This window comes from Burkholderia cenocepacia, from assembly GCF_014211915.1.
GTDB classification, from domain to species: Bacteria; Pseudomonadota; Gammaproteobacteria; order Burkholderiales; family Burkholderiaceae; genus Burkholderia; species Burkholderia orbicola.
In genome coordinates, this window is sequence record NZ_CP060040.1 from 2,472,496 (window position 1) to 2,497,076 (window position 24,581).

Sequence of the window (24,581 nt, forward strand, 5' to 3'; positions counted from 1 at the left end):
GCCCCGCCTGCGCAGGCGATCCGACTGACTCCATTCAACTTTTTCAGGCGTCCGCTTCACGGCGGACGTTTCACCATGACCATGAAAACCTTGTTGTTGCGCGCCGCATCGATCGGCGCGATCGCGATGGCGCTCGGTGCGTGTACGACGCAATCGGGCGTCACCTACGACATCCGTGCGGTGTCGATTCCCGGCAAGCCGGACACCGTATTCCGCGTGAGCTGCGACGGGCTGCTCGGCAGTGCGAACGCCTGCGCCCGCGCGGCGGAGGAATTCTGCCAGGGCAAGGGCTTCACGCCGCTCGAGATGATCGACCGCGTGTACAGCCGCGCGCCGATGAAGGACCCGCGCGAGATCACGTTCATGTGCGGCAAGCCGCAGCCGGTCGTGCAGGCCGCGCCGCCGGCGCCGCAGCCGCAACCGGCGCCGCAGCCGGTCCAGCAGCGCCAGGTGCTGCTGCAGGGCGACGCGAACTTCGCGTTCGACAGCGCGGCGTTGACGCCGGAAGCGCGCAGCCAGCTCGACCGCTTCGTGCAGATCAACAGCGGCGTCGAATTCCGCCGCGTGGCGATCACCGGCTTCACCGATTCGACGGGCAGCGACACGCACAATCTCGCGCTGTCGGCTTCGCGGGCCCGCAACGTGATGAACTACCTGCGCGGCAACGGCCTGAAGGCGCAGTCGTTCGTCTCCGAAGGCCTCGGCGCCGCCGATCCGGTCGCGTCCAACGCGACCGCGGAAGGCCGTGCGCAGAATCGCCGCGTCGAGATCCGGATCGATGCGAAGTAACGCGCAACGGATGACGCGCCACCGGTACGCGCGGGGACCCGGTCGGCGCTGAGCCGACGGAAGGACGCTCCCACCCGCCCGCCCTGTACCTGGAACCGCCCGCTCGTCACGAGCCGGCGGTTTTTTTCATGGCGGTGCGCGGCGCGCCCGCCGCCGCCGGCCGGGCGATGGCTGATGCGCCCGTTTTCGTGCGAAGATAGCGCCCAATTACGATCCACGACGCCGCGATGCGCGCCGTCGCCGCCCGCCGGGCGGCGCCGGCCGCGACGATTGCCGCGCAAATCTGGACGACTATGGGAAGCTATCTGATACGCGTGGTACTGGCCGACGACCACCCGGCGATGCTGGTCGGTGTCGAGCACGGCCTGTCGTCGGTGCCGACGATCCAGTTGACCGGCAAGGCCGTCAATTCGACCGAGTTGATCCGGCTCGTCGAGGCCGGCGTGTGCGACGTCGTGGTGTCCGACTATGCGATGCCGGGCAGCGCGCACGGCGACGGCATCACGCTGTTCTCCTATCTCCAGCGCAATCACCCGGCCGTGAAGCTGGTCGTGCTGACCATGCTCGACAACCCGGCCGTGATCGGCGCGCTGACCCGGCTCGGCATCGAGTGCATCGTCAGCAAGTCCGACACGATCGATCACCTGATTCCCGCGATTCATGCGGCCGCGACGGGCGGCACCTATTACTCGCCGTCGGTGGAGAAGGTCGTGCGGACGCTCACGTCGCATTCGAGCGCGCGGGCCGCCGACCAGAAGCGCGATCTGAGCGACCGCGAGCTCGAAGTCGTGCGGCTCTATGCGTCGGGCCTCACGGTCAACGAGATCGCGGACAAACTCAGCCGCAGCAAGAAGACGATCAGCACGCAGAAGGCGCGCGCGATGGAAAAGCTCGGGATCGACAAGGACATCGATTTGTTGCGTTACGCGATCGAGCACGGGATCGTCGCCGCATCGGCCAGCGAAGGGCGGGGCGGCGACGCGAAAGAGGAAGGCGGCGTCGATCCGGCCTGACGGCGCGCGACGAGGCCGGCCGCGCGGGATGGCGGCCATGACGGAAGGTGAGCGCGCCTGTTCGTACCGACGCACCGATGCCCCGGCACCGTCAGGTTGCCGGGGCTTTCCGTTTCAGATCGCGGCAGCGGCGTTACGCGCTGGCTTCGTCGCCGCGCACCGGCGGCGCATAGCCGTAGTCGGTCACGAGCCCGCAGGCGATCGCATAGCGCACCAGGTCGACGTCGCGCTCGATGCCGAGCTTCTGCATCGCCGAGCTTTTCTGCGTGCTGATCGTCTTCTTGCTGCGATTGAGCTTCTCCGCGATCTCGTTGACCGACAGCCCCGATGCGAAGAGGCGAATCACCTCCACCTCGCGCACCGACAGCGCGGGCGCCTTGCCGCCGACGCTGCCGGTGTTGCGCAGGATCCGGTCCATCGACGGCGACAGGTAGCGTCCGTTCGTATAGGCCGCGTGGATCGCCATCGTCAGGTGATTGGGCATGTCCGACTTGCTGACGATGCACGCGATGCCGATGTCGATCAGCGCGCGCAGCGCCACCGCGTTCTCCATCATCGTCATCACGACGATCTTCAGCCCCGGAAAGCGCTTGAGCAGGGTCGTGAACATCGCGAGGCCGTCGCCGTATTCGGTGCCGGGCATCGCGTAGTCGGACACCAGCACGTCGCACGGATGGGTCGACAGCGCGTCCATCAGCTCCGTCGAGTTGTGCGCGGTCGCGACCACCGCGACGGTGTTCGTGGCCGACAGTTCGTAGCGGGCGCCGATGACGACGGCCGGATGGTCGTCGGCGATCACGATGCGAATGGGGAAGGTTCTGTTCATGTTGGTTTCACGCGTCGCGCCGCACCCGGCGGCGCGCGTGTCTCGCTCGGTTGAAAGAAGGAAATCGGCGTATGCGGGCCACCGCGGGGCGCGCGATGAAAAGCCGCGCGTGAGGCGGACGCGCCGACGGCCGGTGGCGACTCCTGGCGGAATCGGCACCGGCCGTCGGCCGAACGGCGGGGGAGGACTCCCCCGCGTCGGGTCGATGCTCCGCGCGAGGCGGAGCGATCGGGTCAGAACTCATAGCCGACCTGGGCACGCACGCCCACGTCGCCGACCGACGTGATCGACGTCGCGCCGTTCACGAGCCAGTTGCCGCTGCGCGACCGGTAGGTGGCGCCGGCGGCGATCGCCGAGCCGCTCTTGAAGTTCGCGGCGCCGACCGCGACGACGGTCTTGCCCGGCTGCGACGGCGTCATGTTCGGCATCGCCATCGCCGCCGCGATACCGGCGTACGCGTTCTTCGCGACGTCGTTGATCGCGCGGTTCGTGTCGTTGAAGCGCTGGTCGACCGATTCCATCGCGCGGTCGAGCTGGCCCTTCGTCGCCGCGTCGGACGCGTTGATGCCGTCCGCGATGTTGACGAGCCGGCGGTTGCCTTCTGCCGTGCCGTCACCGAACGACACGGTATTGGCTTCCGTCGCGACCGAACCCTGACCGATCGCGACCGAGCCGCTGCCGGTGGCCGACGCGCCCTGGCCCAGCGCCGTGCTGTCCTTGCCGGATGCAACCGCGCCCTGGCCCAGCGCCGTGCCGTTTTCGCCGGACGCGACCGCGCCCTGGCCGACGGCCGAACCGTTGTTGCCCGACGCGACCGCACCCTGGCCGACGGCCGAGCTGTTGCTGCCCGATGCCGTCGAGCCCTGGCCGATGGCCGACCCGTTGCTGCCCGATGCGACCGCACCCTGGCCAACGGCGGAACTGTTCTCGCCCGACGCGAGCGCCTTCTCGCCGAGTGCCGAGCTGTTCTCGCCCGAAGCCACCGCGCCCTCGCCGACCACCGTCGAGCCGTCGCCCGTGCCCGGGCCGCCCGTGCCGGGATTCGTCTCGAGTTCGCCGAGACGGTCGGACAGATCGTCGAAGCGGTTCGACAGGTCGCCGAACTGGCCGCTCAGCTCGCCGTACTGCTTCGCGAACTGCTCCTGCAGGTCGAACAGCTGGCTGCCGTTGATTGCGTCCATGCTCGTCGCGCTGATTTCGCCCGCGGCGACGCGCTGCAGCTTCGTGCCGAACGTGCCGGCGAACGTCACCGTGTCGAAGTTCAGGCCAGAGTCGTACGTGACCGCGCCGACTTCCTTGCCCGTGTAGTCGATCAGGCCGGTGGCGCGGAGCTGCGACACCGTCACGACGTCGTCGTCGTCCACGCCGTTCGCGACGCCGGACAGCACGCGCGCGCCGCCGGTGCCCGCGAAGTTCACCACCGAGCCGCCCGTATTCGCGCCGACCGTGATGCCGCCCGTCATCGCGTCCTGCTGGACGAGGCCGAGCGTGCCGCTTTCAAGCTGCTCGGAGAGCTTCTTGAGGCCGCCTTCGTTGGTCGTGACACGGCCGTCGAGGTTGGTGACGACGTCGCCGACCGAGTTGACGATCTTCGTGCCGCCGCTGCCGTCACCGACGGTGAAGACAGGCGCAGAGATCGAGCCGTCCGGGTTCACCGTCGCGCCGCCGCCGATCGCCGAAGCGACGCTGTCGGACACGCCATGCAGCTGCGAACCGTTGACGGCTTCGGTGCTCGTCGCCGACACGTCGCCGGCCGCGACACCCTTGAGCGTGCGTGCACCGGTCTTGCTGCTGAAGTCCACGGCGTTGCCGTCGGTGTTCGCGCCGACCGTGATGTCGTCGCCGGGTTTCGCCTGCTGGACGAGACCGAGCGTGCCGCTGCCGATATCGTCGGCCAGCTTCTTGATGTCGCCTTCGTTGGTCGTGACGCGGCCGTCGAGGTTGGTGACGACGTCGCCGACGGAGTTGACGATCTTCGTGCCGCCGCTGCCGTCGCCGACGGTGAAGGACGGTGCGGAGATCGAGCCGTCCGGGTTCACCGTCGAGCCGCCGCCGATCGCCGACGCGACGCTGTCGGACACGCCATGCAGCTGCGAACCGTTGACGGCTTCGGTGCTCGTCGCCGACACGTCGCCGGCCGCGACGCCCTTGAGCGTGCGTGCGCCGGTCTTGCTGCTGAAGTCCACGGCGTTGCCGTCGGTGTTCGCGCCGACCGTGATGTCGTCGCCGGGCTTCGCCTGCTGGACGAGACCGAGCGTGCCGCTGCCGATATCGTCGGCCAGCTTCTTGATGTCGCCTTCGTTGGTCGTGACACGGCCGTCGAGGTTGGTGACGACGTCGCCGACCGAGTTGACGATCTTCGTGCCGCCGCTGCCGTCGCCGACGGTGAAGGACGGGGCGGAGATCGAGCCGTCCGGGTTCACCGTCGCGCCGCCGCCGATCGCCGAGGCGACGCTGTCGGACACGCCATGCAGCTGCGAACCGTTGACGGCTTCGGTGCTGGTGGCCGACACGTCGCCTGCCGCGACACCCTTGAGCGTGCGCGCGCCGGTCTTGCTGCTGAAGTCCACGGCGTTGCCGTCGGTGTTCGCGCCGACCGTGATGTCGTCGCCGGGTTTCGCCTGCTGGACGAGGCCGAGCGTGCCGCTGCCGATGTCGTCGGCCAGCTTCTTGATGTCGCCTTCGTTGGTCGTCGTGCGGCCGTCGAGGTTGGTGACGACGTCGCCGACCGAATTGACGATCTTCGTGCCGCCGCTGCCGTCGCCGACGGTGAAGGACGGTGCGGAGATCGAGCCGTCCGGGTTCACCGCCGCGCCGCCGCCGATCGCCGTGGCGACGCTGTCGGACACGCCATGCAGTTGCGAGCCGTTGATGGCTTCGGTGCTGGTGGCCGACACGTCGCCTGCCGCGACACCCTTGAGCGTGCGTGCGCCGGTCTTGCTGCTGAAGTCCACGGCGTTGCCGTCGGTGTTCGCGCCGACGGTGATGTCGTCGCCGGGCTTCGCCTGCTGGACGAGACCGAGCGTGCCGCTGCCGATGTCGTCGGCAAGCTTCTTGATGTCGCCTTCGTTGGTTGTGACGCGGCCGTCGAGATTGGTGACGGCGTCGCCGACCGAGTTGACGATCTTCGTGCCGCCGCTGCCGTCGCCGACGGTGAAGGACGGTGCGGAGATCGAGCCGTCCGGGTTCACCGTCGCGCCGCCGCCGATCGCCTTCGCGACGCTGTCGGACACGCCGTGCAGTTGCGAGCCGTTGACGGCTTCGGTGCTCGTTGCCGACACGTCGCCTGCCGCGACGCCCTTGAGCGTGCGTGCAGTGCCGCCGGTCGCGCTGAAGTCTACGGCGGTGCCGTCGGTATTCGCGCCGACGGTGATGTCATCGCCCGGGTTGGCCTGCTGCACGAGGCCGGTGGTCCCGCTTTCGAGCTTGCTCAACTTGTCGTCGAGGTCGCCGATCTGCTTGGTATGGCCGGCGACCGTGCTGACCGTCGACGACAGGCCGGTGCTCAGGCCCGCGACGGTGCTGTTGGTCGACGAGAGTCCGGTGCTCAGTCCCGCAACGGTGCTGTTGGTCGACGACAAGCCGGTGCTCAGGCTCGAGACCGTGACGTTGGTCGCGGCGATCGCGTTGTTCGTCTTCGTGAACTCGGCCGTCATCTGGCCGAGGTTCACGGCGTCCGTGGGCTGCGTGCCGTCAGCCACGTTGGTGATCTGCCGACGCAGCGTCGACGAGCCGACCGATACGCTGTTGTCGCGGTCCGTGGTCGCGCCGGCGCCGAGCGCCACCGAATCGGTATGGGACGCCTTTGCGTTGACACCCAGTGCAACGCCATGCGAGCCGCTAGCGTTCGCACCATTGCCGACCGCGACGGCGGCGCCGCCTGCGCTGCTGGCCTGGAAGCCGAGTGCCGTGCTGTTGTTGCCACTGGCCAGTGCGCTGTTGCCGAAGGCCGTTGCGTATGTTCCCGAGGCGCTGGTTTTCGTGCCGATGGCGAGCGAGGCCGTGCCGGCTTGCGCGGCGTCCGTGCTGTTGCTCGTGTCGATCTTGACGTACGTATCGTCGACCTTCGTCGACAACGCCTTATTCATCTGGCCGACGTTCACGGCGTCGTTGTCTTCCGTGCCCGCGGCGACGTTGACGATCTGGCGCGTGAACGTGCGGCCGTCGGCGTTCGCTACACCGGCGCCAACCGATACGGAATTGGCGCGATCGGCCACTGAGCCATAGCCCAGCGCGACGGCGTCCGTCGCCGAGGCGCTGGTGAGTGTGCCAATTGCAACGGAGCGCGCGCCGGTGACGAGTGCCCCCCGGCCGCTGGTGGTCGCGCCGCCGAGCGCAACGCTGTAGTCGGCGCTCGCCGTGGAATTGCTGCCGATCGAGATCGAACTCGAGTTGTTCGCGGTGGCCAGTCGGCCGAGCGCGACAGAATAGCCCCCTGCGGCAGAAGAGTCGGCACCGATGGCGGTCGAGTTCGAATTTGCCGCTCGAGCGTTCACACCAAGCGCCATGGCATTAGTTGCCCCGCTGACGACAGCCGCCGACTGACCGATCGCGGTCGAGCCCGTACCGCCCGATGTCGCGCTCGCCCCGATCGCCACCGCGCCGGTGTTCGTTGCGGAAGACGCGCGTCCGAATGCCAGCGCATCTTCGACCGTTGCCGACGCTTGATATCCGATTGCGGTCGTGTACCGCCCGGCGGTTTGCGCGGCACTGCCGATCGCAATCTGCCGGTCGCTGATGTCGTTGTTCTTGGCGCTCGCGCCGATTGCAATCGAATGTACGCCACTCGCAGTCGTGGCCGAGCCCACGGCAACCGAACTACCACCGGCACCGACCACGGTCTGACCGATGGCGACCGCATTGGCGCCCGATGCCGTTGCGCCGGCGTTGGTGCTATTGACCTTCACATACGTCGTGTCGTCCGCCGCCATCGTGCCGATCAGGCCCATCGTCCCGATCGCGCCGTCATTGGCCGCCTTGCACACCCCCGCCGCATCGACCGTCCCGCTCGATCCGTCTTCCGTCGTGCACGTTTCCGCCGCGGCCGCGCCACCGATCGCCGCGCCGCCCAGCGCGATCGCGATCACCGCTTGCCGTGCCGCGCGCGCCGAGCCCTTCGAATGCGACTTCGCCGTTTCGGCCGCGGCCGTCCACGTGTTGGTCACGGCATTCCAGACGCTGCGATAAGTCTTGTTCATGTCCCTACTCCTTACAGTTTGTCAGTTCACAAACCGATGGTAGGGATCGGCCTCGTCCTAATCAGTCGTCCCTGGCTGATTCGAGATAGCGACCGTGTAGGCCCAGTCCTACGCGCGTGACGACGCGCCGCGGGCCTGCGCCGCGGAACGAAAGGCGATGGAGGGAGGAGGCCGGCGCGCGAGGGCCGGCCGTGCGGGATTCAGGTAGCCGGCGCCTGCGTCGCGCGCCGCTGCAGCGCTTCGCGCGCGAGCGCGTCCGCTTCGGCGAGCCGCGCATCGAACGACGTCAGGTCGCCGCCGTGCACGATGGCCTGCAGTTCGCCGATCGCGTCGGCCACCGCATGTTCGTGAATCGTCGCGAACGCGCCGCGCAGCGAATGCAGTTCGTGACGCAGCGCGGCGATATCGTTGCGCGATGCCGCGTCGTGCATCGCCGCGACCGATTGCGCGCGACTCGCTTCGAGCAGCGCATGCACGTCCGGCGGCAGCGGACCTTGCGCGAGATCGACGAGCGTGTGCCGGGCTGGCGCCTGCGCAGCGGCCGTCTGCGCGTAACGCCGCACGGTGCGGTCGATCGTATCGAGCAGCACCGGCTTGACCAGCACCGCGACGATCCCCGCTTCCGCACAGCGCGCATGCTCGGCCGCGCTCGCATGCGCGGTGACGGCGACGATCGGCAGCCCCGGATACTGCGCACGCAGCACGTGCGCGAGCGTATAGCCGTCCATCCCCGGCATGTTCAGATCGGTCATCACGAGGTCGTAGCGCGTGTCCGCGCAGCGCCGCAACGCCGCCGCGCCTTCGTCGGCCGCATCGGCCGCGTAGCCGAGCGTGACGAGTTGCCCTTGCAGCAGCGTGCGGTTCACGGGGTGATCGTCGACCACCAGCACGCGCGCGGCGACGCTCGGCAGCGCCGCATCGCCGGCCTGCGCGGCATCGTGCTCGGCGATCTGCGCATCGGTGGCCGCGCGCAGCGGCAGCGTGACGACGAACGTGCTGCCCTTGCCGGGTTCGCTCTTCACGTCGACCGTGCCGTGCATCATCTGCGTGAGCTGCTTCGTCAGCGCGAGCCCGAGGCCCGTGCCGCCGTAGCGGCGCGTGATCGACGTGTCGGCCTGCGTGAACGGGCGGAACAGCGCCGCGCGCTGCGCGTCGGTCATGCCGATGCCCGTGTCGCTGACGCCGATCGCGACCGGCGATTCGGGATCCGTATCGTCGCGCAGGTAGACCTCGAGCGTGATTTCCCCGTGGTTCGTGAACTTGATCGCGTTGCCGACGAGGTTCGCGGCGATCTGCCGGATGCGCGTCGGATCGCCGACGTAGCGCGACGCGAGCGCGTCGTCGACGAACACGTCGAACTGCAACCCTTTCGCGGCCGCGAGCGGCTCGAACATCGCGCCGGTTTGCCGGATCGTCTCCGCGAGATCGAACGGGATCGCCTCGATCGTCATCTGGCCGGCCTCGATCTTCGACAGGTCGAGAATGTCGTTGATCAGATCGAGCAGCACCGACGACGCGCCCTCGACCGTATGCAGCCGCTCGAGCTGCGACTCGGCGAGCGGTTCGCGGCCGATCAGTTCGAGGTTGCCGAGGATCGCATTGAGCGGCGTGCGGATCTCGTGGCTCATCGTCGCGAGGAACGCGGACTTCGCGTCGTTCGCGGCGTCGGCGGCGCGCGCCGCTTCGTCGAGCCGGCGCTCGATGTTCTTCTGCGACGTGATGTCGGAGAAGTTGCACAGCACGACGTCCCTGTCGCGAAAGCGCGTGCGCACGAGGTTGACGAGCAGGTCGACCGCCTCGCCGGCGGCGGTGGGCAGCGTCACGTGCAGATCGGGTTGCCACGCGGCGGCGGTGGGCGAGCGGTCGAAGCGTTCGAGCAGCCGCGCCGGCAACGATGGTTCGCCCGCGCGGCGCGCATCGTAGTCGCGCATCGTGTCGTTCTGCAGCAGCACCGCGCCGTCGGCCAGCGACAGCAGCGCGATGCCGGACGGCGCGGCTTCGACGATCGTCCGGTTCAGGTTCTCGCTGTCGATCACGCGCCGCGTGCGCGCGTCGTCGGGTTTCAGCACGCGGCGGTCGAAGCGCACGAGCAGCCACCAGACGAGCGCGATCACGGCCAGCATGACCGCGATGTACCAGCCGGCGCGCAGACCGATCGTCGCGAGCAGCGAGCGCAGCGTGAACGCCTGCACGAGCGTCCAGTCGGTTTCGGCGATCGGCTGGCTCAGCGAGAACAGCCCGTCGCCGAACGCGGTGCGCGGCCCGCCGCGCCGGACGGCTTCGCGCGTATGCGCGCCGAGCCGCTCGACGGCCGCGCGCGTGGCATCGTCGTCGGCCGCGGTGCCGGCGCGCAGCAGCGTGCGGCCGTGCGCGTCGACGACGATCGCGGCGTCGGTCGTGTCGCCCGTCGACAGCCGCGTGCGCAACACGTCGACCGGCAGCGTCGACAGGAACACGGCGCGCGGCGTTTGCGCGTCGTACACGGCGCCGGCGATGCGGAACACGTCGCGCCGCTGCACGGGGTCGTAGACGGGCGGATGCCATTCGTATTGCCCGGGCGGCGGCGTGCCGACGCCAGCGGCGACCTTGGCGACGAGCGTGGCCGCATCGGTGGCGGGCGACGCGGTGAGCGGATCGGGCGGCACCGGTTCGGGAATCACGACCGCGAAGCTGCGGTCGGGGCGATAGGCGTAGCCGGCGATCGCGCGATCGGCGTCGTGCTTCGCGACGTACGCGCCGACGCGATAGCTCATGTCGCTCGCCATCGCCAGATCGTGCGCGTAGCTGTCGGCCGGGTGCGCGGGCGACAGGTCGGCCAGCACGAGCGTCGGCGGGAAGGCCGGGCTGCCCTGGATGATCAGCCGGCCGCGGCCGGCCGCGAGCGCGGCGACGCGCGCCGGATCGGTCGCGCGCGAATTCCACACGGCTTCGTCGTGCGTGACGAGCGTGTCCATGCCCGTCGTGCGCATCTTGAATTCGATCTGGACCAGGAACTGGCGCACCGCGAAGGTCGTATAGCGCGCCTGGATCGCCTCGCGCGCCATCGTATACAGCATCAGGCCGCTCGCGAGCAGGATCGCGACCGTCACGGCCGCGCCGCCGGCATACAGCAGCGCGCGCTGGCGGCGGCCGACGCGGGTCGGCGCGGCGGACGCGGGCGCGGCGGCGGAGCGGGCGGGATCGGGTGCGGCGCGGTGGTCCATCGGGAGCGGGGCGGTCGGCCAGGGTGCCCCCATGATAATGGAGTCCGATCAGCGCGCAATGGGGGCTGTCAGGTTTGCGGGGTGCCGGCGAACCGGTCGGCGCCGCGGCGCGCCGCCGGGCCAGGCCGGCTATCGTCGCGGCGCCGCTTCGTCGTCGTCGGGCTCCGCGCCCGGCTCGCACGTGACGAGCCGATAGCCGAACCCGTACATCGTCATCATCTTCACGCCGTGCCGCCCGTCGAGTTCGAGCCGATCGCGCAGATACGCGACGTGCGTGTCGAGCCGCCGGCTGGACGCCGCGACGAGCGAGCCCCACACCAGCTGGCTCACATGCGCACGGTCGAGCGCGCGGCCCATGTTCAGGAAGAACGCGGTCGCGATCTGGAAATGCTTCTCGGTCAGCACGTGCTCGCGGCCGGCCACGGTTACGCTGCGCGTGGCCGTATCGAATTCGAACGCGCCGATCCGCCAGTGGCGATGATGGGTCGCACGGTGATGCGACCAGCGCAGCCATGTCGCGATGCTCGCGATCAGCGTGTCCGGCGGCACGGCGTACGGGTGATGCTCGTTCGCCCCGGCGATGAAACACGCGGAGCGTGCGAGTTCCGCGTCGCGCTGGCTGATCGACACGATCGCGACGGTGCCGGCGAACCGCGCGCGCAGCGCCTGGATCGCGTCCGTCGTGCGCCGGCAGGCCGTTTCGCATTGCACGACGAACAGATCGAACGCGCGCGTGTCGCAGGCCGCGAGCAGGTCGGGCAGATACTCGAAGCGCGACGGCCGGTAGCCGGCGCGGCGCAGGATGTCGTCGATGCGCAGGCGGTCGTAGCCGTAACCGGCGCGACGCAGCCGGTCGTCGAACGTGCCGCGGCTCGGATGGTCGATCGTCAGGATCGCGATGGCGGTGGATGGGGCGTCGGTCACGATGCGGGCGGGCGAAGCCGGTGCGGCGCGAGTGCGGCGTGCGTACGCGGTCGGACGAAAAGAGGCGGGATCATGGCCGGACAGGTTCCGGGCAGCTAGCGGCGTGACGCCGTCCAAAAAAAGTCCCGCCGGGAGGGCGGGAAAAGTATCGACTATGGAGCCTGTACTCCAGGAGGCAACGGAGAACAAGCAAGCCGATTCTGGTCGGTTCGGAGTCTGAAGAAAATCAGCCCAGTCTGAAACTGCAGGCGGTGCAATCGATGCCGCCGCGGTTTGGGACTGGGCTGACATCCGGCATAACCGGATTCGGACCACGGGCCGTGTCGATTTGTCGACAATGACGGTCCCCGGCGCCGGGTGCGGCAATCGTTTCGTGCCGTGCGCCGGCCCGCTTTCCCGCTTGCCATCGAACATGAAACCGTCTTTCCGAATCGCCGCGCTGGCCGCGTGGCTCGCGCTGAGCCTTGCAGGCACCGCGTTCGTCGTCTCGCGCGCCGTGTCCGACGCGTACGGCCGCTTCTTCCAGGACTCGAGCATCACGATCCGCCTGCTTGCGCAGAAGGCCGCGCAACACGAGGCGATCCTCGCGACGCTCGGCGCGTCGTCGCTCGCGGCGCCACCCGCGCACATGCTCGATAACCTGCGCGAACGGATGCCGCAGCTCGACGGGCTCGCGTACTGGCGGCCCGGTACCGGCTGGCAGACCGACGGCGGGCCGGTTCCCGACACGCTGCCGCGGCAACGGCCCGGCAAGCCGTTCACGCTTGCGTTCGACGGCCCGGCCGCGTACTGGCTCGTCGCGGGAACCGGCTGGGCCGTGCGCGTCGATCCTCGGCAGATGCTGCAGCCAGGCGATTGGTCGACGGCGATTTCGTCGGCGGCGCTCGAATTGCGCGACCGCCGCGTCGAGTTGCTGCAGCGCGTGAGCGGCGACGCGACACCGTTGTGGACGATGCATCTCGAGAAACACCTGCCCGCGCAGCCGCAGGCGTTCGTGCTGCGCACCACGCGCACGCTGACGGCCGCCGACCTGCCGTGGCTGCCGATCGCGCTGTGGAACGCTGTGGCGGCGCTGCTCGCGGCGGGCACGCTCGGCGCGTGGCGGCTGCGCGAGGCGCGGCGGCGCGAGGATGCGCGGGCGCGCCTCGATCGCTTCGGCCGGCTCGACACCTTCGGCGAAATGGCGGCCGGCCTCGCGCACGAGCTGAACCAGCCGCTGACCGCGATCGTCAGCCACACGCGGGCGGCCGAACGCCTGCTCGACCAACCGGCCGAGCGCGACAGCGTGCGCCGCGCGCTGCAGACGAGCGTCGCGCAGGCGAAGCGCGCGGCGGCGATCCTGGAGCGCATGCGCGACGCGGTGACCACCGCGCATGGCGGCGAGCGTCGCGCGCTCGATCCCGACGCGATCATGAATACGCTGCTGTTCCTGTACCGCGACGAGTGCGCGCGCGAGCACATCGCGCTCGGCTGGCACAACGCGGCGGCGCGCGAGCGGCCGTTCGCGGAGCCGATCGCGGTCGAGCAGATCCTGCACAACCTGATCCAGAACGCGCGCGACGCGCTGGCGGGCGCGGGCGTCGGCACGGTCGCATCGCGCGGCGAGATCCGCATCAGCGGCGCGCGCGTCGGCCGGCATTACCGTTTCAGCGTGACCGACAACGGCCCCGGCGTGCCGGAAGACGCGCTGCCGCGCCTGTTCGAACCGTTTTTCACGACGCGGGCGCGCGGCCTCGGCCTCGGGCTGCCGCTGTGCGACACGCTCGCGCAGCGCCAGGACGGCACGCTGACGGTGCGCAATCTGCCGTCGGGCGGCGTTGAAGCCGCGTTGCTGCTGCCGTTGGCCGGGGGGGCCGCATGAACGATTCGCTTCAACCCTCTACAACGCGCGCCGCGTCGGTCGTCGCGATCGTCGACGACGACGAAGCCGTGCGTGACGGTCTCGCGTTGCTGCTGCGCACGGTCGGCGTGCCGACGCGCTGCTACGCGGACGCGTCGGCCTTTCTCGCCGATGCCGACGACGCGGCGCTCGGCTGCGTGCTGCTCGACATCCGGATGCCGGGGATGAGCGGCCTCGATGCGCTTGACGAGCTACGCGCGCGGCGCGACCTGCCGGTGATCGTGCTGACGGGCCACGGCAACGTCGACGCGTGCCGGCGCGCGTTCAAGCGCGGCGCGCTCGATTTCCTGCGCAAGCCGGTCGACGACGACGAACTGATCGACACGGTGCAGCAGGCGCTGCGCCGGCAGGCCGCGCAGCGCGGCCAGGACGACGTCGACCAGACTCGCGCGGCCCGCCTCGCGACGCTGAGCGCGCGAGAACGCGAGGTGCTGGAAGGGATCGTGCGCGGCGGGAGCAACAAGGAGATCGCCCGCGAACTCGGGCTGTCGCCGCGCACCGTCGAGACCTATCGCGCAAATGTGTTCGACAAGCTGCGGGCCGCGTCGCTGGTCGAGCTCGTGCGCGATTACGCGGCGCTCGCGGGCGGCTCGCCTCCGTAGCGCTACGGAGGTGCCACCCGTAGCCGAACGGGTTCAACGATCGCGGCGCGATTCCTACGATGACGGCTTCTCCGACAAGTCATTCATCGTCAAGGATTCGATTCATCATGATCAAGCGCTTTGCCCTGCCGTCCACGCTCGCCCTGCTGTTCTCGGGCGCCGCCTTTGCCGATACCGTCGCCGCACCGGAGACGAAGAGGACCGCCGACGCGGGCGACGCCGGCTACTACGCGACGGGCCGCGTCATCGGCGCGTTCGACAACGCGGTGAACATGGAGCTGACGAGCCCGCGCGTCGCGAGCCGCGTCGGCGGCCCGGAGACGGGCTCGAACGTCACCGGCTCGCTCGGCCTCGGCTACCAGTTCGGCAACGGCTGGCGCGCGGAAGGCGAATACGTGTTCAAGCGCACCAACAACTTCACGAGCTACTGGGCGCCGTTCGACGCGAACGCGAACGAATTCCACGTATCGGCGCAGCGCCTGATGCTGAACGGCTACAAGGACTTCGATCTCGGCCGCGGCTTCTCCGTGTACGGCACGCTCGGCATTGGTGTCGCGATCGTGTCGGCCGACGGCTGGCAGACCAACGATACGCGCCGCTTCGCGTCGAAGACGCAGACCAACCTCGCGTACTCGGCCGGCGCGGGCGTCAGCTACGCGATCAACAAGCGCTTCTCGATCGACCTCGGGTATCGCTATGTCGACATGGGCAACGTCGAGACCGGCTTCAACACGTTCGCGAACCGCATCAACGCGCGCGACGAACAGTTGAAGTCGAAGCTGTCGTCGAACGAAGTGTTCATCGGCCTGCGCGGCCGGTTCTGATGGAAGACGCGGCCGGGAGACGCATCGCATGACGAACGTGATCGATACGGGGCGACGCAGGCTCGTGCTGGCGACGACCGCGCTGGCCGCCGTGCCCGCATGGGCTGACGGCGCGCGTGTGCCGCGCGTCGCGCCCGGTGTGCGGCGCGGTGCATCGCCCGACCTGACGGTGCGCATCGTCGACCTGCTGCACGGCGTCGCGGCCGAAGGGATGCGCGTCGAGCTGTCGCGTGTCGACGGCGCGCAGGACGTGCCGCTGGTCGATGCCACCGTCGATGCGCGCGGCGGCACCGGCACGCCGTTGCTGGCCGGCGACGCGTATCGCGCGGACACGTACACGCTGATGCTGCATGTCGGCGAGTACTTCCGTGCGCGTGGCGTGCAGTCGCCGTTCCTGACGGTCGTGCCGGTCCGCTTCCGGATCGCGCGCGACGACGAGCGGCTGCATGTCGCGGTGCAATTCGGCCGCTGGAACTACACGTATTACCGCGGCACGTGATGCGGCCGCACCTGCGCAAAGGGAGGACGACATGACGGGCATCAGCACGCATTTGCTGGACGTCGCCACCGGCCGGCCGATCACCGGCGTGCGGATCGAGCTATTCGACGTGGGCGAGCAGCCGCCGGCGCTCGTCGCGCGTGCGGTCAGCAACGCGGAAGGGCGCAACGACGCGCCGATGCTGGACGGCGAGCTCGCGCGCCGCGGCGAGTTCGAACTGCGGCTGCATCTCGGCGCGTATTTCAAGGTGGCGGATGCGCTGACCGACATCGTGCCCGTGCGTTTCACCGTGACCGATCCGGCGCGACACCATCACGTGCCGGTGGCGTGTTCGCCGTGGTACGTGTCGGTGTATCGGGGCAGTTGAGCGTTCGACGGACGGTGCGAGGCGGCGATGCGCGGTACGCGCGGGGCGTGCGCCGTCCGTTCGGGTGCCCGGGCGCGACGGTAGGACCAGGCTGACCGCCGTATCGGACCGAAGGTGACGCAGTCCGATTTACCGGAACCGGGGCGACGGCGATACTCGGAGCCATTCGTTCAACTACGGGAGCACGGATTGCCGCGGCGGATGTCGCGCAATGCGTCGTCGACATCATGAGCATGCAGGACATCACCGGGCATTACGCGATTCCGCTCGCGCATCCGTTCTCGGATGTGCCGCCGCCGTACGGCCGGCGACGCCGGCCGTTCGTGGCGAGCCGGCGGGCGCGGCAACACGTGTTCGATATCTACGGCGCGCCTCGCGTGCCGGCCCCCGCGACGGACGGCGGCACCGTCGCCAAGGCCGCACGGCCCGCCAAGGCCGTTCGCGCGGCCGACTTCGGTTCCGACAACCGCGCGTGGGTGCGCCCGCATCCGCTGCGCCGCCGCTGGCGGCTCACGCTGATGGCGTGCGCGTTGTTCGGCGCGACGTGCATCCTCGCGACGCATCTGGTCGACGAGCGCCAGCACGCGGCCGAGCACGACGCGGCTTACTCGGCGGCGATCGCGGCCGCGCCGACCGCGGCCGTCGCGGCGACGGAAGTCGCGCGGGCGACGGGCCACGCCGCGGAAGTCGCGATCGTGCAGGCGGATCGGGCGGCGCCGACGGATGCGCAGATGAAGGCTGCGGCGACGGTGGTGGCGGAAACCGCGTCCGCGCAAGCGCGTGCGTTGCACGTCGCGGGGAGCGGCTCGGCGGGTGAGCCGGTGGCGGTGGCGATGGCGGTTGCGTCGAATGCCGTCGTCGCGGAAGCTGCGCCGGCGCGTGCCGATCGTGCATCGTCGGCGCCCAAGCCGGTTGCGGCGCCAGCGGCGCGGCCGGCGGCGAAATCCGCCGGGGCGTCGCGCGGCAAGGCGGCGCGTCAGGCTGCGGCGAATGCGTCTGTCGCGCAACATGCGGCGATCGCGGCGCGTGGTGCGACGCCGCGTGCGCAGCCGGCAGCCCGCGCGGCCGATACGCCGCCGGCCACGCCGGTATCGAGTTCGGCCCAGGCCGTCGGCATGACCGCCACCGAGTTCACGCAATGGCTTGCCGCGACGCGCGATACGTCGCGGTCCGCCGCGGGCGGCACCGATCTGTCGGTCGAACTGCCGAGCCACACGCGGTTGATCGGGCACTGACCGGCGAGCGTCGCGCGGCGTATATCGACGGACAGACCGCACCGGCGACGCCCTGTATCGGCGTCGCTTTTCCGATTTCCATATTTCGACTATTATCGAAATATGGAAACGAATGAAACCATTGCCGCCCTCGCGGCGCTCGCGCATGAATCCCGCCTCGCGGTTTTCCGCGCGCTCGTGCAGGCCGGGCCACAAGGTATGCCGGCCGGCCGGATCGCCACGCTGCTCGACGTGCCGCCGTCGTCGCTGTCCTTTCATCTGAAAGAACTCGCGCACGCGCAACTCGTGACGAGCCGCCAGGACGGTCGCTTCGTGTTCTATTGCGCGAACTTCGACACGATGAACGGGCTGCTCGGCTATCTCACGGAGAATTGTTGCGGCGGCAATCCATGCTCGCCGGTGTCCGGCTGCTCGCCTTCCGGAAAGATCAACAGCCCCCGTCAATCTTGACGCGCATTCGCGCGCCCCGCCGATGACCACGAACGTCCTGATCCTCTGTACCCACAACTCGGCGCGCAGCGTCCTGGCCGAGGGCATGCTCAATCACTGGGCCGCGAAGCTCGGCAAGGATGTGCGGGCCTATAGCGCCGGCAGCGCGCCGAGCGGCCGGCTGAATCCGTTCGCGCTGGAAGCGCTGACGCATGCCGGCGTCGACGTCGGCGGCTATCGCAGCAAAGGCTGGGACGAATTCGTCGGCGACGGTGCGCCGGAAATGCGCGTCGTCATCACGGTGTGCGACAGCGCGGCGTCGGAGACGTGCCCGTACTGGCCCGGCAGCCCGGTCAACGTGCATTGGGGCTACGCCGATCCGTCGAACGCGACGGGCGGCGACGAAGGCAAGCGTCTCGCCTTCGAACTGACACGGCAAGCGATCGGTTACCGGATGCTGCAGTTGCTGGCGCTGCCGCTCGACCGCATGAGCGACGATGCACTCCGGGCCGCGCTGATCGAGATTGCGCAACACTGATCGCACGCTGCGATGCGCCGAGACGCGCAGCCGCCCACGACTACAAGACCGACGCTCGTCCGATGAATACGTCCAACATCACGCCGCCCGGTACGGCGGTCGCGAAACCCGCCATCAACTTCTTCGAACGCTATCTGTCCGTCTGGGTCGCGTTATGCATCGTCGCGGGCATTGCCCTCGGCCAGTCGCTGCCCGGCCTGTTTCAGGCGATCGGCCGGATGGCGTATGCGCGGGTCAATCTGCCGGTCGGGCTGCTGATCTGGGTGATGATCATCCCGATGCTGGTCAAGGTCGACTTCGGCGCGCTGCACGAGGTGCGTCGGCATGTGAAAGGCATCGGCGTCACGCTCGTCGTGAACTGGCTCGTCAAGCCGTTCTCGATGGCGTTTCTCGGCTGGCTCTTCATCCGCCACCTGTTTGCACCGCTGCTGCCGGCGGAACAGCTCGACAGCTATATCGCCGGGCTGATCCTGCTGGCGGCCGCGCCGTGCACGGCGATGGTGTTCGTGTGGAGCCGGCTCACGGGCGGCGATCCGCTGTTCACGCTGTCGCAGGTCGCGCTGAACGACAGCATCATGGTGATCGCGTTCGCACCGCTGGTCGGCCTGCTGCTGGGGATGTCGGCCATCACGGTGCCGTGGGCGACGCTGGTCACGTCGGTGGTGCTCTACATCGTCATTCCGGTGATCCTCGCGCAGATTCTGCGCAAGCGGCTGCTCGCGAACGGCCAGGCCGCGTTCGATGCCGCGATGATCAGGATCGGCCCGTGGTCGATCGCCGCGCTGCTGGCCACGCTCGTGCTGCTGTTCGCGTTCCAGGGCGAAGCGATCCTGAGGCAGCCGCTGGTGATCGCGCTGCTCGCGGTGCCGATCCTGATCCAGGTGTTCTTCAACTCGGCGCTTGCGTACTGGTTCAATCGCGCGGTCGGCGAAAGGCACGACATCGCGTGTCCGTCGGCGCTGATCGGCGCATCCAATTTTTTCGAACTGGCGGTCGCGGCCGCGATCAGCCTTTTCGGCTTTCATTCCGGCGCAGCACTGGCCACCGTCGTCGGCGTGTTGATCGAGGTGCCGGTGATGTTGCTGGTCGTGCGCATCGTCAACCGGTCGGAGGGCTGGTACGAGTGCCGGGTTCGAGATCACGAGAGAACCGCCCCATGACCGACTCCCTGAACGACCTGCCGCAACTCGACGCCACGCTGTTTCGCGTGCCGGACGTCGGGCAACTGCGGCCTGCGGCGCCATCCACGCATCCGCCGCGGTTCCTGCTGCTGTATGGTTCGCTGCGCGAGCATTCGTTCAGCCGTCTGCTGATCGAGGAAGCCGCGCGATTGCTCGCGGCGATGGGCGCCGAAGTGCGCGTGTTCAATCCGAGCGGCCTGCCGCTGCCCGACAACGCGCCCGACAGTCATCCGAAAGTGGTCGAGCTGCGCGAGCTCGTGATGTGGTCGGAAGGGATGGTGTGGTGTTCGCCGGAACGGCACGGCGCGATGACCGGAATCATGAAAGCGCAGATCGACTGGATTCCGCTGTCGGTCGGTGCCGTCCGGCCGACGCAGGGCAAGACGCTCGCGGTGATGCAGGTGAGCGGCGGCTCGCAGTCGTTCAACGCGGTGAACCAGATGCGCGTGCTCGGGCGCTGGATGCGCATGCTGACGATCCCCAACCAGTCGTCGGTGGCCAAGGCGTTCATGGAATTCGACGAGGCGGGGCGCATGAAGCCGTCCGCGTATTTCGATCGCGTCGTGGACGTGATGGAAGAACTCGTGAAGTTTACGCTGCTCACGCGCGATGTTGGTCCCTATCTGGTCGATCGGTATAGCGAGCGGAAGGAAAGCGCGGAAGAACTTTCGAAACGCGTCAATCAAGCGCGTATCTAGCATCGCCATCGAATGAACGCGGGGGCGATCGGGCACGTTCCGGTGCGGCGCATCGGGCTTGTGCGAGCGTGTTGGGCGCAGGGATTGATGTCACCGCAAACCGGGGTGGAACCATGGCACTTCTTCGTCAAGCGACCGAATCCGATCTGACCTCGATCGAGGCGCTGCTTCGTGCCAGCGGTTTGCCGACCGCCGGCGTCGCCGTGCACCTGCCGCATTTTGTCGTTGCCGGTGGGGTATCCGGCATCGTGGGGTGTGGTGGCATCGAATTCCACGGACGCCATGCGCTCATTCGCTCGATCGCTGTCGTCGAACACGCGCGTCGCGCCGGGGTAGGGCGGCTGCTGGTAACGCGCTTGCTCGCGCAATGCCGCGCGCATGCCGTCCAGTCGGTCGGGCTGTTGACCACGACGGCGGAAGACTACTTCGCCGGGCAGGGTTTCGTCCGTATCGCCCGCGAAGCGGTGCCGGAGCCGTTGCTGGCGTCCAGCCAGTTTCAGGGTGTCTGTCCGGGATCGGCCGTCGCGATGCTGATGGTCTGCGACGACAAAATCAGACTCGACTGATTCCCTTCCCGGTTCACATTCCCGACAATCAAGTTTCTGCGGCCCGGCATACCCCCGTGTGCCGGATCATGGAGATATCTCCTCTTTGCGGCCGGTCTTCTCGACTGGCCGCTTTTTTATTCCCGTTCGTTACCGGAGAGCACGATCGCGATGCAGCTCGACCGCCTGATCCCTGAAATCCTGTTCGGCTTCACGGGCCTGATCGGCATCATCAACCCGTTCGGCATGGCGTTCGTGTTTCTCGAACGCACGCAATCGCTGAGCGAAGCCGAGCGCGCGATCCTGTCGAAGCAGCTCGCGACGAACGTGTTCTTCACGCTGCTCGTGATCTTCTTCGTCGGCGCGCCGGTGCTGAACTTCTTCGGGATCTCGATGGAGGCGTTGCGGATCGGCGGCGGCTTCGCGGTGGCGGTGGCCGGCTGGTCGATGCTGAACGCGCCGGACGTCCCGGCCGGCGGCGACGTCGCCATGCATGGCGACGATCTGCAGAAGCTGATGTCGCGCGCGTTCTTTCCGCTGACGGTGCCGCTGACGATCGGCCCCGGCTCGATCGCGGCCGGCATCGCGCTGCATGCCAATCGTGCGCATACGGCGAGCGATTACCTGGTGTCGGGTGTCGTGTCGGTGGCGGTCGCGGCGCTCGTCGCGTTCGCGATCTGGCAGATCTACAGCCGCGCGACGACGCTCGCGCGCTATCTCGGCAGCGAAGGGACGAAGGTCGCGATGCGCGTGTCCGCGTTCCTGCTGCTGTGCGTGGGCGTGCAGATCATGCTGACGGGCTTGGCCGCGTTCGTGCAGATGCTGGGCGGGCAGGCGGGGTGAGAAGCGGGCGCTTTCACGGTTTGTGTCGGCGCCCGATAAAAAAGCCGCTCCGTCAGGGAGTGGCCGGTTGCGTTACATCAGCTTCGCTTGTACTCGCGCAATCCCCTGCAGCGCACATGCTTCGTCGAGATGCCCGCCCGGCGCACCGCCGACACCCACGGCGCCGATCACCTCATCGCCGGCCTTGATCGGCACGCCGCCGCCGAGCACCAGGAAGCCGTCGATGGCCGCCATCTGCGCGGCGGCCGGGTTCTTCTGCAGGTTCGTGGCCAGCGTGGCGGTCGGCGTTTTCGTCGACAGCGCGGTATAGGCCTTGCGCTTCGACGCATCCACGGTATGCAGCCCCGCGTTGTCGCCGCGCAGCACCGCGCGTTCGATACCGCTGCGGTCGACCACCGTGACCGCCACGTCGTAGCCGCTGGCCGAGCATGCCTGGATCGTTTGCTGCGCGATGTCGGCGGCGAGATTCAACGGCAGGTTTTTCTCGTGAAGCACCTGGGCGGAAGCGGCGGTCGTCAGCGTGGCGGCGACGAGCGTCGCGAGGGTAGCGCGAATGATCATGTGAACTCCTCGATGAAATGACGGATGCGAGCGGGGCATTGGGCGGGCGGTTTCATGCGAACTTTCTTGAAAACCGCCGGCGCTTGCGACCGATGCGCAGGCCGTTACGGCCCGGGGCGATCGGTCGCGGTCGTCCGCTCGATGAGTTCAGTGTCGGCCAGCGGGAAGGGAAGCTGAATAGGACAGGGCTTATTCTTGCCGCGGCTATCGCGCGTCGCGGCCTTTGGCGGACACGCGGCCGTGCGCATGAGTATCCGCCGCACGTTGCACGGGGAGCGCTCCGCCGCAATGCGGGCAGCACGGCCCGTCGCCGTCGGCCGGCCGCGCGTTCGCCCTGTTGCGCTCCATCGCCGATGCAACGAGTTCCGCGCCCATGATCCCGGTCGGAAACGCGATGATCCCGTAGCCGAGCAGGATCGCGCACGACGTGATCAGCCGGCCGAGCGGCGTGACGGGCGTCAGGTCGCCGTAGCCGGTCGTGCTCATCGTCACCGCCGCCCAGTAGACGCCCACCGGAATGCTCGTGATCCCGTGCTCGGGCCCTTCGACCAGAAAGATCACGGTGCCGAGAATCACGACGAGCACGAACATCCCGCCGATGAACACGAAGATCTTGCGCCGCGCGCGCGTGAGCGCCCGGATCAGCATCTGCCCTTCCTCGAGATAGATCGACAGCCCGAGGATGCGGAACACGCGCAGCAGACGCAGCAGCCGCACGTCGATCAGCGCATGCAGGCCGGGGAAGAAGAACGCGAGATAGGTCGGCAGCACCGACACGAGATCGACGATGCCGAAGAAGCTGCGCGCATACGCGACCGGCTTCTTCGCGGTGCAGAGGCGCAGCAGGTACTCGGCGGAAAACAGCAGCGTGAACGCCCATTCGGCCGCGTAGAGCGCGTGGCCGTATTGCTGGTGCAGCGCCTGCACGCTGTCGGCCATCACGACGAGCACGCTCGCGACGATGAGCGCGAGCACCGCGATGTCGAGCTTGCGCAGGAACGAAGGGCGGCGCGCGACATGCGTGACGGCATCGCGCGCCGTATCGAAGGAGGACTGGATCAGCGAAATCATGCGCCCGAGTGTACGAGCCGCGTATCGCCGGGCCTATCGGACGAGTCTGATTCCGGCGTTGCGCGTCACGCGGGCAGCACGACTCTCCACCTGCGCGGGTTTCCCGGCTCGGCGTTGAAACCGCGCGGTTTCATGTCAGCACCTTCGCGCAGCGCAGCACATGAGGCAGTGCGCTGTCCGGCACCGGCAAGCCGTCGGCGTGGCTGGTGGCCGTGCGCTCGGCGAGGAACGTATCGATCGGCGTACCCGTTTGCGTCGACGCGGTGTGGCGCCGCTTCCCGTCATCCCCGGGGCATCATTTCCCGAAGCGTTGCGTGATGGTGTCCTTCAGCCGCGCGGCGGTCAGCTCGCCCATGTGCGATTCGACGAGTTCGCCTGTCGCGTTGAAGAACAACGTGGTCGGCAGCCCGCGCGAGCCATACGCGTGCATCGCGTGCAGCGAAGGGTCGAGCAGCACGTGATCGAAGCGCAGGCTCTGCTGTTCGAGGAACGCGCGTACGGCTTGCGCGTTTTCCCCCTGGTTGAGCATCAGCACCGTGATGCCCGGATGGTCGCGCTGCGCCTGTTCGAGGATCGGCATTTCGCGGCGGCACGGCGCGCACCACGTCGCCCACAGGTTCACGACGACCGGCTTGCCGACGAAGCCGGCCGGCATCACGGGCGTCGAATCGAGTGCCTGGAGCGGCATCGCGGCAAGCGGCGGCGCGCCGCGCTGCAACGTCGTCAGCGTGCCTTGCGCGATCCCCCACGCACCGAGGCCGGCGACGATGCCGGCCAGCACCGGCCGACGCAGCGCGGGCAGGCGGCGCAGCCGCCAGGCGGCGAACACCAGCGCGGCCGCGATACCGATACGCGTGTCGAAGCCGCCATCGCCGAGCGCGACGATCGCGCGCGGCGACGCCGCATAGTCCGGCCACCATTGCGCGACATAACCGGCCCGCGCCGCAATCAATCCGAGCAGCAGCACGTCGAGGATCAGGCTCGACGCGGTCTTGTGATGCCCGTCGGGCGGACGGCGCTGGATGAAGCGCGCGACGAGCCACGCCAGCAGCGCGGCGATGGCTACCGCGACGACGCGGATCGAGAAGGGACCGATGCTCAGCATGAGAGAGGGAAGAGTGGACGTGATCGAGCGGGACGGGAGAGCCGGTGGTCCGCCGCGGCGATCGAGCCGTCGACGGTCGTGCGGCGTTTCGACCGGTTGCCGCGCATGGGGGTTCCGTCGGAGAACGTAACGGCGTGTTGCGGATCGCGACAGGCGCCCGGGCAGCTCAGGCGTGCGCGATGTTCACGCCAGCGTACCGCGAATCAGACCGGTCCGATGGTCAACGGCAT

The 24,581-nt window shown here is 68.6% G+C and carries 21 protein-coding genes; 14 read left to right on the forward strand and 7 right to left on the reverse strand.

The window, feature by feature from the left end:
• Window positions 1-75: 75 nt before the first annotated feature.
• A complete protein-coding gene (locus SY91_RS27450) occupies window positions 76-789 on the forward strand; it encodes an OmpA family protein (protein WP_077180427.1) in 714 nt (237 codons plus the stop codon).
• A gap of 293 nt (window positions 790-1,082) precedes the next feature.
• Window positions 1,083-1,802, forward strand: a complete 720-nt coding sequence (locus tag SY91_RS27455) for a response regulator transcription factor (protein ID WP_043888301.1) — start codon at window positions 1,083-1,085, stop codon at window positions 1,800-1,802.
• 133 nt (window positions 1,803-1,935) lie between these two features.
• On the opposite strand, the gene SY91_RS27460 is transcribed toward SY91_RS27455, so the two are convergent.
• From SY91_RS27460 to SY91_RS27475, 4 genes are all read right to left on the reverse strand, one after another.
• Window positions 1,936-2,628, reverse strand: a complete 693-nt coding sequence (locus tag SY91_RS27460; RefSeq protein ID WP_023477321.1) for a response regulator — start codon at window positions 2,626-2,628, stop codon at window positions 1,936-1,938.
• Window positions 2,629-2,861: 233 nt separating this feature from the next.
• Window positions 2,862-7,826 (reverse strand): ESPR-type extended signal peptide-containing protein, encoded by a 4,965-nt coding sequence (locus tag SY91_RS27465; RefSeq protein WP_185921238.1) that lies wholly within the window; start codon window positions 7,824-7,826, stop codon window positions 2,862-2,864.
• Between the two features lie 200 nt (window positions 7,827-8,026).
• Entirely contained in the window at window positions 8,027-11,062 is a 3,036-nt protein-coding gene (locus SY91_RS27470) for an ATP-binding protein (RefSeq protein ID WP_260632458.1), read from the reverse strand.
• Window positions 11,063-11,158: 96 nt separating this feature from the next.
• A complete protein-coding gene (locus SY91_RS27475) occupies window positions 11,159-11,953 on the reverse strand; it encodes a winged-helix domain-containing protein (protein ID WP_023478174.1) in 795 nt (264 codons plus the stop codon).
• A gap of 412 nt (window positions 11,954-12,365) precedes the next feature.
• Here SY91_RS27475 and SY91_RS27480 point away from each other — a divergent pair, with 412 nt between their 5' ends.
• The 12 genes from SY91_RS27480 (at window position 12,366) to SY91_RS27535 (ending at window position 21,614) form a co-directional block, all read left to right on the forward strand.
• Complete coding sequence (locus tag SY91_RS27480) at window positions 12,366-13,814, forward strand: sensor histidine kinase (RefSeq protein ID WP_185921239.1); 1,449 nt, start codon at window positions 12,366-12,368, stop codon at window positions 13,812-13,814.
• Complete coding sequence (locus SY91_RS27485) at window positions 13,811-14,455, forward strand: response regulator transcription factor (protein ID WP_023478111.1); 645 nt, start codon at window positions 13,811-13,813, stop codon at window positions 14,453-14,455. The genes SY91_RS27480 and SY91_RS27485 overlap by 4 nt, the downstream gene beginning before the upstream one ends.
• Before the next feature lie 107 nt (window positions 14,456-14,562).
• The gene (locus SY91_RS27490; RefSeq protein ID WP_023478112.1) at window positions 14,563-15,279 is read left to right on the forward strand and encodes an outer membrane protein; all 717 of its coding nucleotides are present in this window, start codon (window positions 14,563-14,565) and stop codon (window positions 15,277-15,279) included.
• Between the two features lie 28 nt (window positions 15,280-15,307).
• On the forward strand, window positions 15,308-15,778 hold the full coding sequence (locus tag SY91_RS27495) for a hydroxyisourate hydrolase (protein ID WP_023478113.1): 471 nt from the start codon (window positions 15,308-15,310) through the stop codon (window positions 15,776-15,778).
• Window positions 15,779-15,809: 31 nt separating this feature from the next.
• Window positions 15,810-16,145: a hydroxyisourate hydrolase gene (gene uraH / locus SY91_RS27500; protein ID WP_023478114.1), complete on the forward strand. Its 336-nt coding sequence runs from the start codon at window positions 15,810-15,812 to the stop codon at window positions 16,143-16,145.
• Window positions 16,146-16,378: 233 nt separating this feature from the next.
• On the forward strand, window positions 16,379-17,380 hold the full coding sequence (locus SY91_RS27505; RefSeq protein ID WP_260632459.1) for a serine protease: 1,002 nt from the start codon (window positions 16,379-16,381) through the stop codon (window positions 17,378-17,380).
• A gap of 102 nt (window positions 17,381-17,482) precedes the next feature.
• Window positions 17,483-17,830 (forward strand): ArsR/SmtB family transcription factor, encoded by a 348-nt coding sequence (locus SY91_RS27510; RefSeq protein ID WP_023477190.1) that lies wholly within the window; start codon window positions 17,483-17,485, stop codon window positions 17,828-17,830.
• Between the two features lie 22 nt (window positions 17,831-17,852).
• Entirely contained in the window at window positions 17,853-18,347 is a 495-nt protein-coding gene (locus tag SY91_RS27515) for an arsenate reductase ArsC (RefSeq protein WP_043888202.1), read from the forward strand.
• Between the two features lie 62 nt (window positions 18,348-18,409).
• Window positions 18,410-19,507 carry an ACR3 family arsenite efflux transporter gene (gene arsB, locus SY91_RS27520; protein WP_023477192.1) on the forward strand — a complete coding sequence of 366 codons (1,098 nt, stop codon included), beginning with the start codon at window positions 18,410-18,412 and terminating at the stop codon, window positions 19,505-19,507.
• Window positions 19,504-20,226, forward strand: a complete 723-nt coding sequence (arsH, locus tag SY91_RS27525) for an arsenical resistance protein ArsH (RefSeq protein WP_023477193.1) — start codon at window positions 19,504-19,506, stop codon at window positions 20,224-20,226. The genes arsB and arsH overlap by 4 nt, the downstream gene beginning before the upstream one ends.
• Before the next feature lie 113 nt (window positions 20,227-20,339).
• Window positions 20,340-20,792, forward strand: a complete 453-nt coding sequence (arsN2, locus tag SY91_RS27530; RefSeq protein ID WP_023477194.1) for an arsenic resistance N-acetyltransferase ArsN2 — start codon at window positions 20,340-20,342, stop codon at window positions 20,790-20,792.
• A 150-nt stretch (window positions 20,793-20,942) separates the two neighbouring features.
• The gene (locus tag SY91_RS27535; protein ID WP_023477195.1) at window positions 20,943-21,614 is read left to right on the forward strand and encodes a MarC family protein; all 672 of its coding nucleotides are present in this window, start codon (window positions 20,943-20,945) and stop codon (window positions 21,612-21,614) included.
• A gap of 72 nt (window positions 21,615-21,686) precedes the next feature.
• Here the strand turns inward: SY91_RS27535 and SY91_RS27540 are convergent, their stop codons facing one another.
• The 3 genes from SY91_RS27540 to SY91_RS27550 all read right to left on the reverse strand — a co-directional run bounded on the left by SY91_RS27540 (window position 21,687) and on the right by SY91_RS27550 (window position 24,351).
• On the reverse strand, window positions 21,687-22,175 hold the full coding sequence (locus SY91_RS27540) for a GlcG/HbpS family heme-binding protein (RefSeq protein WP_023477197.1): 489 nt from the start codon (window positions 22,173-22,175) through the stop codon (window positions 21,687-21,689).
• Window positions 22,176-22,379: 204 nt separating this feature from the next.
• Entirely contained in the window at window positions 22,380-23,246 is an 867-nt protein-coding gene (locus tag SY91_RS27545) for an ion transporter (RefSeq protein ID WP_023477198.1), read from the reverse strand.
• A 295-nt stretch (window positions 23,247-23,541) separates the two neighbouring features.
• Window positions 23,542-24,351: a TlpA family protein disulfide reductase gene (locus SY91_RS27550; RefSeq protein ID WP_043888208.1), complete on the reverse strand. Its 810-nt coding sequence runs from the start codon at window positions 24,349-24,351 to the stop codon at window positions 23,542-23,544.
• Between the last annotated feature and the right edge of the window lie 230 nt (window positions 24,352-24,581).

Excerpts from the sequence above, each read along its gene's own strand:
- arsN2 (WP_023477194.1), top strand. The coding sequence starts at position 20,340 with ATGGCACTTCTTCGTCAAGCGACCGAATCCGATCTGACCTCGATCGAG.
- SY91_RS27505 (WP_260632459.1), top strand. The coding sequence starts at position 16,379 with ATGCAGGACATCACCGGGCATTACGCGATTCCGCTCGCGCATCCGTTC.
- SY91_RS27450 (WP_077180427.1), top strand. The coding sequence starts at position 76 with ATGACCATGAAAACCTTGTTGTTGCGCGCCGCATCGATCGGCGCGATC.
- arsH (WP_023477193.1), top strand. The coding sequence starts at position 19,504 with ATGACCGACTCCCTGAACGACCTGCCGCAACTCGACGCCACGCTGTTT.
- SY91_RS27540 (WP_023477197.1), bottom strand. The coding sequence starts at position 22,175 with ATGATCATTCGCGCTACCCTCGCGACGCTCGTCGCCGCCACGCTGACG.
- SY91_RS27455 (WP_043888301.1), top strand. The coding sequence starts at position 1,083 with ATGGGAAGCTATCTGATACGCGTGGTACTGGCCGACGACCACCCGGCG.
- SY91_RS27480 (WP_185921239.1), top strand. The coding sequence starts at position 12,366 with ATGAAACCGTCTTTCCGAATCGCCGCGCTGGCCGCGTGGCTCGCGCTG.
- arsB (WP_023477192.1), top strand. The coding sequence starts at position 18,410 with ATGAATACGTCCAACATCACGCCGCCCGGTACGGCGGTCGCGAAACCC.
- SY91_RS27460 (WP_023477321.1), bottom strand. The coding sequence starts at position 2,628 with ATGAACAGAACCTTCCCCATTCGCATCGTGATCGCCGACGACCATCCG.
- SY91_RS27550 (WP_043888208.1), bottom strand. The coding sequence starts at position 24,351 with ATGCTGAGCATCGGTCCCTTCTCGATCCGCGTCGTCGCGGTAGCCATC.
- SY91_RS27465 (WP_185921238.1), bottom strand. The coding sequence starts at position 7,826 with ATGAACAAGACTTATCGCAGCGTCTGGAATGCCGTGACCAACACGTGG.
- SY91_RS27535 (WP_023477195.1), top strand. The coding sequence starts at position 20,943 with ATGCAGCTCGACCGCCTGATCCCTGAAATCCTGTTCGGCTTCACGGGC.
- SY91_RS27545 (WP_023477198.1), bottom strand. The coding sequence starts at position 23,246 with ATGATTTCGCTGATCCAGTCCTCCTTCGATACGGCGCGCGATGCCGTC.
- SY91_RS27490 (WP_023478112.1), top strand. The coding sequence starts at position 14,563 with ATGATCAAGCGCTTTGCCCTGCCGTCCACGCTCGCCCTGCTGTTCTCG.
- SY91_RS27485 (WP_023478111.1), top strand. The coding sequence starts at position 13,811 with ATGAACGATTCGCTTCAACCCTCTACAACGCGCGCCGCGTCGGTCGTC.
- uraH (WP_023478114.1), top strand. The coding sequence starts at position 15,810 with ATGACGGGCATCAGCACGCATTTGCTGGACGTCGCCACCGGCCGGCCG.
- SY91_RS27515 (WP_043888202.1), top strand. The coding sequence starts at position 17,853 with ATGACCACGAACGTCCTGATCCTCTGTACCCACAACTCGGCGCGCAGC.
- SY91_RS27510 (WP_023477190.1), top strand. The coding sequence starts at position 17,483 with ATGGAAACGAATGAAACCATTGCCGCCCTCGCGGCGCTCGCGCATGAA.
- SY91_RS27470 (WP_260632458.1), bottom strand. The coding sequence starts at position 11,062 with ATGGGGGCACCCTGGCCGACCGCCCCGCTCCCGATGGACCACCGCGCC.
- SY91_RS27495 (WP_023478113.1), top strand. The coding sequence starts at position 15,308 with ATGACGAACGTGATCGATACGGGGCGACGCAGGCTCGTGCTGGCGACG.